General features: G+C 58.6%; 11 protein-coding genes. 3 read left to right on the forward strand and 8 right to left on the reverse strand.

Annotation, left to right across the window (positions count from 1 at the left end; translation table 11 throughout):
* A partial coding sequence (locus NW857_RS09610; RefSeq protein ID WP_414368798.1) for a hypothetical protein occupies positions 1-934 on the forward strand: 934 nt, incomplete at its 5' end.
* Positions 935-1063: 129 nt separating this feature from the next.
* Here the strand turns inward: NW857_RS09610 and NW857_RS09615 are convergent.
* Entirely contained in the window at positions 1064-1627 is a 564-nt protein-coding gene (locus tag NW857_RS09615) for a hypothetical protein (RefSeq protein WP_414337632.1), read from the reverse strand.
* Positions 1628-1939: 312 nt separating this feature from the next.
* Here NW857_RS09615 and NW857_RS09620 point away from each other — a divergent pair, with 312 nt between their 5' ends.
* Complete coding sequence (locus NW857_RS09620) at positions 1940-2869, forward strand: hypothetical protein (protein WP_414337630.1); 930 nt, start codon at positions 1940-1942, stop codon at positions 2867-2869.
* Between the two features lie 54 nt (positions 2870-2923).
* Here the strand turns inward: NW857_RS09620 and NW857_RS09625 are convergent, their stop codons facing one another.
* The 3 genes from NW857_RS09625 to selD form a co-directional block, all read right to left on the reverse strand.
* Complete coding sequence (locus NW857_RS09625; RefSeq protein ID WP_414368800.1) at positions 2924-4030, reverse strand: ABC transporter permease; 1107 nt, start codon at positions 4028-4030, stop codon at positions 2924-2926.
* 115 nt (positions 4031-4145) lie between these two features.
* A complete protein-coding gene (locus NW857_RS09630) occupies positions 4146-4646 on the reverse strand; it encodes a hypothetical protein (RefSeq protein WP_414337625.1) in 501 nt (166 codons plus the stop codon).
* Positions 4647-4765: 119 nt separating this feature from the next.
* Positions 4766-5830, reverse strand: coding sequence for a selenide, water dikinase SelD (gene selD, locus NW857_RS09635; RefSeq protein ID WP_414335589.1), 1065 nt, complete (start codon positions 5828-5830; stop codon positions 4766-4768).
* 113 nt (positions 5831-5943) lie between these two features.
* On the opposite strand from selD, the gene NW857_RS09640 reads away from it, so the two are divergent.
* Positions 5944-9438: a DNA polymerase III subunit alpha gene (locus NW857_RS09640; protein ID WP_414337622.1), complete on the forward strand. Its 3495-nt coding sequence runs from the start codon at positions 5944-5946 to the stop codon at positions 9436-9438.
* A 4-nt stretch (positions 9439-9442) separates the two neighbouring features.
* Here the strand turns inward: NW857_RS09640 and NW857_RS09645 are convergent, their stop codons facing one another.
* From NW857_RS09645 to NW857_RS09660, 4 genes are all read right to left on the reverse strand, one after another.
* Positions 9443-9703 (reverse strand): glutaredoxin family protein, encoded by a 261-nt coding sequence (locus NW857_RS09645; protein WP_414335592.1) that lies wholly within the window; start codon positions 9701-9703, stop codon positions 9443-9445.
* Between the two features lie 9 nt (positions 9704-9712).
* Positions 9713-10540 (reverse strand): carbon-nitrogen hydrolase family protein, encoded by an 828-nt coding sequence (locus NW857_RS09650; protein WP_414368802.1) that lies wholly within the window; start codon positions 10538-10540, stop codon positions 9713-9715.
* A 36-nt stretch (positions 10541-10576) separates the two neighbouring features.
* Positions 10577-10798, reverse strand: a complete 222-nt coding sequence (locus NW857_RS09655; protein WP_414337619.1) for a DUF2839 domain-containing protein — start codon at positions 10796-10798, stop codon at positions 10577-10579.
* 153 nt (positions 10799-10951) lie between these two features.
* Positions 10952-11218, reverse strand: a 267-nt coding sequence (locus NW857_RS09660; RefSeq protein WP_414368803.1) for an ABC-2 family transporter protein, incomplete at its 5' end; no start/stop codon positions are given.

Here is an 11218-nt window from a genome sequence, read left to right on the forward strand (position 1 = left end):
GAGCCCCATCCCCAAGATTTTGGCTATTTTGGTGATGCGAGGCTCTCTGCCGGTGGTCTCTATGCTGAAATCTTCGCCTGGTCGCCAACTGCTCTCACTTGGGATCCTCCTGCTGTCGGCAGGGGGCATGTTGTGCTTGTCCCCTCGTTTATCTTCTGCTTTGGCCAACGAACAAGCGGTTCCCGAAGCGGAACTGGCGCTGCAGCCGCTTTTGCCGCCGGGATCCCGCATCCTCCGCTCCCGTCGGCTGAGCGACACAGCAGCCGAGATCTGGGTGGAGTCGCGCGGCGGCAGCAGCCCCGTGATCATGCGGCTGAATGCCTCAGGCCGTTGGGAACAGGACATGAACGCTACTCTGGCGCGGGGAGCCAGCCAGATGCAGGCTCTTGCCCGGCAACAAACGGCGAGCCTGCCCGAAGGCTTTGGCCAAACTGCTCCCGACCAACCTCCGCCGGTGCCTTCTCTTCTGCAGGCTACCCAAGCTGCCTCTAGCCTGATCCCACCGGTGGATCGGGAGCAGGAAACCCAGCGGGCCTTAAGTGGAGCCGGACGGGCGGATCCCTTTGTGCCCCAAAACGTGCGTGCCCCTGAGCCAACCCTTGACCTGCCACCTCTGCCTCCGCCTCCGGAACTGCCTCCGCCCGGTGGCGAAGTGCCCGTAGCAGTGGCCACGCCGCTCCCGACGCCCACTCCTGACCCGGCGGCCTTTGCCCGCAGCGTGCAGGTTTCTGGGATGATCCAGATTGGTGGCGAATCCTTTGCTTTGGTTTCTGGCCCAGGCGTCATCCCTTCTGTGGTGCATGCCGGGCAGAACTACCAAACTGCCAAAGTGGCCGGAGTATCGGTGCCAGAGCGACGGGTTGTGCTCTCGGAAGGAGGCGAGACCGTCGTGAAGACAATGCAAGACACCACTGTGATTGTGGGTGCGCCCTAGCCGTGGCTATTCCAGAGCCCAGCGGTTTGATCTATTCTCCCGCCTCTGGGCAAGGGATTTTTCCAAAGTCAAGTCTAAACTCCCCTCTCCCTCTGGGAGAGGGGTTGGGGGTGAGGGAGTCTGGGAAAATCAAAAACGAGGCTCGCTGTTGAGGCGTGACGGCTGCTGTTTTAAATAGCGCAAGAACTCCCGCAGTTCGGCCTCATTCAGTTGGTGGCGAGATTTTTTCTGGAAGCGACGCTCCAGGAACTCTTGTCCTTCCTTGCGGCCCCAGCCAATACGCTGCATCTCGACATCTGTTTGAGCAATGATGTCTGATAGATCATCTCCATAGGCTCCCGGCTCGCTCAAGCTGGGCAATTCTGAGGGAGTCGGCTTCGCAGGGATCCCTGTTGGCTCAGGGGCTTGAGGGGCAGGAGAAGAGTGGGTGCGCCCATTGGCCAAGGCCAAGTCGGGAGTTGGCAAATAGGGCAGCCTGGCGGCAGCAGAATCCATACCCAAGCTCAAGGAAGTTGCGGAATGACCGAATCCTGCGTGGTTTAAAGCGCGCTTCAGCGCAGCATCTTCCGCTTCTTCTACTGTGTTGGAGCCGGCAATACCACTGCCCAGAACCGTGTTGTTCACCACCACCTGGGCTTTGACAATGTAGATCCCTTCTTCTACGCGCAACAGATCGGTGAGCAAACTGCCCATAGGGTACCGCTCTCGAAACTGTTGAATCATGTTTGCGCCGAAACCTGTCGCTGCTCGGGTCTTGACTACAAGCTAGCTTGAAAGTACGCCTCACATCCAGATCTCAACGCCTCAATCTCAAATCAACATCGGCTAAAGATGTCTATCGAGCAGATCCCAACAAGAAGAGAAGTCTTTCCCAACAGTCAGCGTTCGGCTCGACAAGGGTATGCTATGGCCAAGGGATCCAGTTGCCAAGGTTGCCCTGAGTGGCTGGCTTGGAAAAGGAAAACTGATTTATTATCGCTGCACAGCAAGGCATAACGGAGAACCATGGCTAGCGATACAACCGGGGTCAGCTCAGCCAGTTTGGGGCAGGCAGCCATTCGAGAGCGCAATTATGGCACTGCTTTGCAGTTGCTGCGGCGGGCTTATCGTGCGGATCCCAGCCCGGAGAATGCCCGTTGGCTGGCCACCGCCTACGAAGAAGCGGGGTATGCCCAATTGGCCGCCCTCTATCGAGAATTGGCCCAAGAGCGCAGGGAGACTCCCAAAGCAATTCAATTCCAAGCCCCCAAACCTCCCGGCGCCCTTGCAGAACTGAAGCAACCCCCTTCTGAACCGCCGGAGCGCAAGACCATTCCCTTGCCCCAGCCGATCCCACACCCAACCCCACCGGCATCCTCTCCGGATCAGCCGATTTGGGTCTACAAGCCCGCCCCCATTGACCCCAAAAGCATCAGCCGTCAAACGCCCCTTCGATCTCAAGCCGCGGAGCCTGCCCCTTCCCCTCAACAATCGGCGGAGAGGAGCAACTATCTGCCGGTTCAACACGCCCCGGATTTACAAAACCCGCAGCAGGGATCCCCCTTCCTGCGGCGGCTGAACCAACTGCATCGCCAGTTTAAGGATCGGCCCACGGCGGAGCTGGCTCTGCAACTGGCGGAAGCCTACGACGAGCAGAAGAACTTCAAAGAGGCCCAGCGCTACTACCGAGAGGTGTTGGATCTGGATGATTCCTGGCTGTTGCGACCAATGGTGCAGGAGCGCCTGGAAGAGCTGCAGCAACTGCAGGAGCAGGGTTCTTTGGCGGATCCCTCGGCCCAAAGTTTGCTCAAGCTGGCCGAGAAGTTGGAGCAGGAGGGGGAAATCGCCCGGGCCGAGCAAGTTTACCGCCAGATCCTAAAAATGAATGCCACCTTGGATGTTTATGCTAAGGCTCGCAAGGGGCTAAATCGGCTCTATCCGGACGGAAAGCGGTGAACGGCAGACCCTCGCATCTCCCCTGAACCGTCACAATTCGGAAGCAGCTTCTCCTCAAAATGGATCCCGCGGGTCGAGGGCATCTCGCAGACCATCCCCCAGCAAGTTAAAAGACAAAGAGGTGAGCACCACCATCAGGGTGGGGGCTAGCACCAGCCAAGGCTGCAGAATGATTACCGAAGCATTGGTGGCCAGCGACAGCATATTTCCCCAAGACGCATCCGGCTGTTGGATCCCCAGGCCGATCAAGCTCAGCACCGACTCCGCCACGATGTAGCCGGGCACCGCCAAGGTTGCCGAGATCACCACGTAGGTGGTGGTCTGAGGCAGAATATGCCGCACCAGCAGATACAGGGATCCGGCCCCGGCCACCCGCGCCGCCTGCACAAAGTCTCGCTCCCGCAAGGACAGCACCTGGCCCCGAATGACCCTGGCCAAGCCCGCCCAACCCACAAAAGAGAGGATGGCCACAATCACCAAAAAGCGCTCGGCATTGCTGAAGGGCACGCCGGTCAGCGGGTTCACCTGCAACACCGCCGCCAGCGACACCAGCAAATACAGGGTTGGGATCGACATCAACACCTCAGTCAGCCGCATCAGCAGCGTATCCACCCAGCCGCCGAAGTAGCCGGATATGGCCCCCACCAGCAGGCCGATGGGAAAAGAGATGCCGATGCCCACCAGGCCAACAAACAGGCTGACGCGCCCGCCATAGACCAGACGGCTGAAGTAGTCGCGGCCCTGATCATCCGTGCCCAGCAGGTGCAGCCGCGCTACCGGCAGCCCTTCCTCTGGCCGCAGGGGGACGGTGCCGAACAAATGTCGATCCCAGGGGATCAGCCCCAGCCAACGGTAAGGGGTGCCGGCCACAAACAGGCGGATCCCGGCGGGACGGCTGCTATCCACCAAAAGCGGACGTTCGCCCGTTTCCAGATCCACCGGCCCCTGGCGGGTGGGGTAAACGTGGGGCCCCAGCCAAGCGCCCGACTCATCCCACAAGTGAATGGCGGTGGGGGGCAAAAGGGATCCCCCTGGCTGCGATTCCAGCGGGCTGTAGGGGGCAACAAACTCGGCAAAAATGGCGCAGACGCAGAAAAAAACGAGAATGTAGGCTCCCACTTGAGCCCAGCGATTTTGGCGCAGCCGTTTCCACCACTGCATGAGGCCAGGGTCCCGGTTGGGCGAGTTGCCAGAACGAAGTTGGCTTTTAGTGTAGCTAAGCTTTGGGGTTATTTCGAAGACACTGCCCACGCCGTCCAATCTTGAACGGATCCCCCTAGCCGGCCAGGGAATAGCCGCGGCTGCAGGGGGCCATCATTTCCATCCGAGCTGCGGCGATGGTCTGCGGCAGCACCCCCACCAGCCGCGCCAAAATGTCATCCGGCAACTGCTTGACCAACTCCGCAGAGAAAAACTCCTCCAAGCTAAAGAGCAAAATCCGCGCCCGCTGGGCCGGCAAAGGATTATCGGTGATCTGCTGCAACCAGCGCATCCAGTGCAGCCGCTTGGTATAGGCGTTTTGCCGCTCTTGATAGCCCTGGGGATGCAACAGAGCCACATCCCCAATCGGGATCACGCTGCTCGACTCCACATCCAAGGGCCCCCCCACCGCAGCGCCCGGCCCGGCAAACTCGGCATGAAACGTCTTGCAGATGATCAAGGCGTTGTGCCGCTGCGGATCCACCATCAGCAATTGGCCGCTGCTGAGGCTGCGAATCAGTTGACCTGGCTCAACCCACTGAACCAGGCTATGGCTGTTGGGAGAGGGCTCGTTCATACCTCTTTAAGATATCTCAGCTCCCCTTCCCCTTACATGAGATCTTCAACTTTCGCAGCTCTGCTTGACCAAATCTTCATAGATTGGGGGGAGAGGGCCAAACGTGGCCTTCCCCCAAGCTACTGGCGGGGGGTTTGGATCTCGCCGACAACCCGAATGGCGATCCCTTCGCCGGCCTGGCAGCGGCCAATGCGGCGAGCATAGGAGTAGCCGGCGCTGTGGAGCTCTTGCAAAAGCTCTGCGGTGAAGGCGGGATCCACCGCCAGCAGCAAGCCGCCGCTGGTTTGCGGATCCGCCAAGAGCAACTGCTGCCACTCCGGTAGAGAGTCGGCCTCTACGCCTTCATAGCCTTGCCAGTTGCGGCGGGCTGCACCTGGGAAGATCCCCGCCTCCGCCAAGGAGAGGGCCTCGGGCAAAAAGGGAATAGCAGCCAAATCCAGCTCGGCGCTTACCCCTGAGCCACGGCAGACCTCTAGCAAGTGTCCCAAGAGGCCAAACCCCGTTACATCGGTTAGGGCGTGAACCTGGGGTCGCCGCGCCAGTTGTGGGCCGATGCGGTTAAGCTGAGTCATCACCTGCAAAACCTCGGCGTAGCCCGCTGCGCTAAGCTGACCCTTTTTTAGGGCGGTGGTCATCACCCCGATCCCCAGCGGCTTGGTTAGGATGAGGTCGTCGCCGGGCTGAGCCGTGGCGTTGCGGCGGATGTGCTGCGGGTGGGCCAGGCCTGCCGCCACCAAGCCGAAGATGGGCTCGGGCGAATCGATGGAGTGCCCCCCGGCCAAAGGGATCCCGGCTTCCTGACAGATCTGGATTCCCCCGGCCATGATCTCCCGAATAGCCGACAGGGGCAGGGTGTTGACCGGCATGCCCAAAATGGCGAGGGCGAGAATGGGCGTGCCCCCCATTGCGTAAACGTCAGAGAGGGCGTTGGCTGCGGCAATGCGGCCAAAATCCACCGGATCGTCCACGATGGGCATGAAAAAGTCGGTGGTCAGGATCAGGGCCTGCTCGTCGTTGAGTTGGTAGACGGCGGCATCGTCGCTCGTTTCAGCCCCCACCAACAGGGCCGGATCTGACCAAAGAAGAGGCAGCTCCTTAAGAATCTGCTGCAGCAGCGCCGGGGCAATTTTGCAGCCGCAGCCGCCGCCGTGGGAGTACTGGGTGAGGCGAAGGGGAGTCTCCATGCAAGCAAAGGGAGAAAACGTCGGCCTGACTTTACTGTAGCGGCAGCTAGCAGCAACTGGAAAAAGGGGCGCTGGGCTAAGGTTGAAGGGATCCCTCTACCCATAGCGTTGCCATGTCTTTTGTCCCCTTGCACTTGCACAGCGAGTACAGCCTTCTGGACGGGGCTAGCCAATTGCCGCGTTTGATTGAGCAGGTGGTGGCGATGGGTTTGCCAGGACTGGCCCTGACCGATCACGGCGTCATGTATGGGGCCATTGAGCTGGTGAAACTGTGTAAAAGCAAAGGGATCAAGCCGATTATTGGCAACGAGATGTATGTTATCAACGGCGATATTCGAGACAAAAGCCGCAAGTATCCCAAGTATCACCAAGTGGTTCTAGCCAAAAACACCCAGGGCTATAAAAACTTAGTGAAGCTAACCACTATTTCCCATCTCCACGGCGTTCAAGGCAAGGGGATCTTTGCGCGCCCCTGCATCAACAAAGAGTATTTGGCCCAATACAAAGAGGGGTTGATCGTGACCAGCGGCTGTCGAGCTGGGGAAGTGCCCCAGGCCATTTTGCAGGGGCGGCCAGAAATTGCCCGCCAGGTTGCCGCCTGGTATCAAGAACAGTTTGGAGACGATTACTACATTGAGATCCAGGATCACGGCTATCGAGAAGACCGCTTTGTCAATGTGCAATTGGTGCGCATTGCTCGCGAATTGGGGATCCCGATCATCCTCACCAATGATAGCCACTTCATCTCCTGCTGGGATGTGGAGGCCCACGATGCCCTGCTCTGCATCCAAACAGGCAAATCTCTCACCGAGAAAGATCGCCTTCGCTACAGTGGGACGGAATACCTGAAAAGCCCAGAAGAAATGCGCCGCCTCTGCCGCGATCACCTGGAGCAAGAGGTGATCGATGAAGCCATTGCCAACACCCTCAAGGTGCTGGAAAAGATCGAGGGCTATGACCTATTTGGGGAAATGCGCATGCCCGACTACCCGGTTCCACCGGGCCATTCTGCCGATAGCTATCTCACCGAATTGGCCTGGCAGGGCTTGGCAAAACGCTGCGGCGTTGCCTATCCAGATCAGATTCCGGAAAACTATCAGGAGCGCCTGCGCTTTGAGCTGAATATCATCCAACAAAAGGGCTTCTCCAGCTATTTCCTGGTGGTTTGGGACTACATTCGCTATGCCCGCGAGCACGGGATCCCAGTAGGCCCAGGCCGCGGTTCGGCAGCCGGATCCCTGGTGGCCTATGCCCTGCAAATTACCAATATTGACCCCGTCAAATATGGGTTGCTCTTCGAGCGTTTTCTCAACCCAGAACGGCAATCGATGCCGGATATCGATACCGATTTCTGCATCGAGCGGCGGGGAGAGCTGATCGACTATGTAACCCGCAAGTATGGTCAAGAGCGAGTGGCCCAAATCATCACCTTTAACCGCATGACTTCCAAAGCTATTCTCAAAGATGTTGCCCGGGTGCTCGATATTCCCTATGCCGAAGCCGACAAAATGGCAAAGCTGATCCCGGTATCGCGGGGTAAGCCTGCCAAACTGGAGGAGATGATCGGCGAGAACACGCCGGCTCCAGAGTTCAAAGAAAAATACGAGAAAGACCCAACCACTCACCGCTGGATCGAGCTGGCCCGCCTGTTGGAAGGCACCAACAAAACCTTTGGGGTTCACGCTGCCGGCGTGGTCATCGCCAAGGATCCCTTGGATGAGATCGTGCCCTTGCAATACAACAACGAAGGCCAAATTATTACCCAGTACTCGATGGAAGATATTGAGTCTCTGGGCCTGCTGAAGATGGACTTTTTGGGGCTGCGCAACCTGACGATGATCCAGCGGGCTGTGGAGCTGATTCGAGAGCACAGAGGGGTCACCATCGACCTGGATAACCTACCATTGGATGACGAGAAAACCTACCAACTTTTGGAAAAGGGAGAGCTGGAAGGGATCTTCCAACTGGAATCTTCCGGGATGAAGCAGGTGGTGCGAGAGCTCAAGCCTTCCAACTTAGAAGACATTTCCTCGGTCTTGGCTCTTTACCGACCGGGGCCATTGGATACGGGCATGATCCCAGACTTTATCGATCGCAAACATGGCCGCAAGCCGGTAACCTATGCCCACGATCTCCTCAAGCCAATCCTTCAAGATACCTACGGCGCCATTCTCTACCAAGAACAGATCATGCGCATTGCCCAGGACATGGCCGGCTATACCCTGGGCCAGGCCGACCTGCTGCGGCGGGCGATGGGGAAAAAGAAAGTTTCCGAGATGGAGCAACAGCGGGAGCAATTCGTCCGGGGAGCTTTGGAGCGAGGTGTGGCCAAGGAAGTGGCCACGGAACTATTTGACCAGATGGTTGCTTTCGCCGAGTATTGCTTCAACAAATCCCACTCTACGGCCTATGGACTGATTACTTTCCAGACAGCCTATCTCAAGGCCAATTATCCAACAGAATACATGGCGGCGCTGCTTTCTTCTGTGGGAGGGGATCAAGATAAGGTGCAGCGCTATATCACCTATTGTCTGTCGATAGGGATCCAGATTCAACCGCCCGATATCAACCGCTCTGGGCTGGATTTTACCCCCCAAGGATCCAGCATTTTGTTTGGTCTAGGGGCGGTGAAGAATGTGGGTGAGGGGGCGATTCAAAACATCCTGGCTGCCCGCCAGGCGGGGGGCCCCTTCACCTCTTTGGCCGACTTTTGCCAGCGGGTGGATCTGCGCCTGGTTAACCGTCGCGCCATCGAGTCGCTGATCTGTGCAGGCGCTTTTGATTGTATTTCCCCCAACCGCAAGCAATTAATGGTGGATCTGGATCCCATTCTCACCTGGGCGACGGAGCGGGCCAAGTCCAAAGCCATTGGTCAAGCCAGCCTATTTGATTTGTTGGGCAGCGACAGCAGTGATGGCCAGGGATTTATGGAAGCGCCGCGGGGGCCTGCTACCGAAGATTTTCCAGCGCCAGAAAAGTTAAGGCTGGAACGGGATCTGTTGGGTTTTTATGTTTCGGATCACCCGCTGCGACGGATTCAAGAGCAGGCGCGCCTGTTGGCTCCCGTTAACCTCTCGGATTTGAGCGGCTACGCAGCCGAGACTTCTGTAGGCATTCTGGCCCTAGTGACTGCCATCAAAACCGTAACCACCAAGAAAGGGGATCGCATGGCCATTGTGCAACTGGAAGATCTCACCGGCAGTTGCGAAGCGGTGATCTTCCCCAAGACTTACGAACGTTTGCGCCATCGCCTGGAGGTGGATCAACGGCTATTGATCTGGGCCAAGGTGGATCAGCGGGATGAACAGGTGCAATTGATTGTCGAGGACTTACAGCCAATTGAATCGGTGAGTTGGGTTACGGTGCAACTCCCTCTGGAGGCTGCCGGCACATTGGAGGATCGATACCGCCTGCAAACATTGCTTGCCCGCCAACGCTCGGAAGCCAAGGAAGAAAATCGCATCCCCGTTGTGGCGGCCATCGTCGCCCCTCCCCACACGCTCTGGGTGAGGCTGGGATCCCAATTTTGGGTTAAAAATGCCCAGGCTGCAGTTGAGGCCCTCCGCCAAGCTGGCTATACCGCCCGCAGCGAAGCGCTAGCCTCTTAAGCCGTCAACCCAACTGTTGTTCCAGCCAAGTGCGTAACTGGGTCACGGTTAGCCGCGGCGAGGGGCGGGGCAGAGATCGTTCGGGATCCCCCGCCAAGCTCAGCACGGGAACCTCCAGTTGGTAGCGCTCCCACCAGGTGGGGTTAGTGGTGATGTCGCGGATTTCCAACGTGGCGATCTCAGGGATCTGCTGCAACTTCTCCGCTAGGCCCTCGCAGAGGTGGCAGCCGGGCTTGCTGTAGAGGATCAAGGGCGGCCAAGGCATAGGGGATCCCTAAAGGCTGACAGTACAGGCCAGACGACGGTGCTGCAGCGAGGGCATCTGCCGCCGGATAAGCTGCAGGCGCTCCGGGTCGATCTCGGCAATGGCCACCCCTGGTTTTTCGCCGCCGGCATCCGCCAGGATCGTCCCCCAAGGATCCACGATCATGGCGTGGCCATGACATTGCCGCCGCTCGTAGTGGGTGCCCACCTGGGCGGGAGCAATCACATAGCAGGTGTTTTCAATAGCGCGACACTGTAGCAAAACCTGCCAGTGGTCCCGGCCCGTGTAGGCGGTAAAGGCGGCGGGGATCAACAGCACCTGCGCTCCTCGATCCACCAAGGAACGATACAGCTCCGGAAAGCGCACGTCGTAACAAACCGATAGACCTAGCATGCCCAGCCGCTCTTCCTGGCAGACCACCACCTCGTTGCCGCTCACCACCGTGTTCGACTCGCGGTAGGTGTTGCCGTCGGGCAGGTTGACGTCGAAGAGGTGGATCTTGCAGTAGCGAGCCAGCTCCTTGCCCTCGGGGCTGTAGAGGGCGGCGGTGTTGTACACCTTGCCCTGTCCATCCGGCACCGGGTATCCCCCGCCCAGCACGAATACCTGGTAGCGCTGGGCCATCTTGGCCAAAAACTCCTCGGCCCGCTGCGCAATCTCTAGGGCAAGGCGAGCTTTTTCTTCCTCCGGCCCCATGAAGGCAAAGTTTTCCGGCAAAGCTACCAGCTCACATCCCCGCCGCGCCGCAAAGTCAATCCACTCCTCTGCCTGTTGTAGGTTGCCGGCCAGATCGGGGGTGCTGGTCATCTGAAGGGCGGCTGCCAAATAGGATCGCATGGGGAAACTCCAGGAAAACTCAAAGGATCCAGCCGTCTAGCCCACCAGGTGCCACCAGCCCAACGCAGGCCCCACAAATCGCACCACCACCCAGACAATGGCCAGGAGAATAATGCCGGCCCAAGCGCCCCGAGTTGTCCAATTGTAGATCGTGCGGGCTTGGGCTTTGGTGAGAGGAATATCTTTGAGCTGGGGAAACAGTAGCTCTTGGTCAGGGTCGGGGCTGTTGCGGGTTTTGCGGCGCTTTGCTTCGCCCATAGGCTGGCCTCCAATGGTTTTGGCACAGTCGTGACTTTCATCTTAATTCTTCTGTGCCTCTCCTAGCTGGTGGGGTTGCGACTGCTGGGTCGGCTGAAGGTTTTTTAAGGGCACTTTGTCGGTGCCGGGGTTCTGGGCAAGAAATTTGGGAGCCTAACTAGAGGCGCTGGTGTAAAAGCGCAGGGCAAAGCGCCAGAACAAATGGGATCCGACCAGCAGCCCCACCGCCAGCAGGGCGGATCCCACAAGCCACGGCCACTGGGCTCGCCCCAACAGGGTTTCCGCCGGTACTGTGGTCAAGAAAGCCACCGGCACAACGAAGGTAAAAAACAGCCGATAGGCTACCGGATAGGCCACCAGGGGGAAGCGCCCCGCCTCTACCAAGCCCCGCAGCACCTCGGTGACGTTGTAGATCTTGAC

The organism is Synechococcus sp. H55.9, from assembly GCF_047462355.1.
Lineage (GTDB): Bacteria > Cyanobacteriota > Cyanobacteriia > Thermostichales > Thermostichaceae > Thermostichus.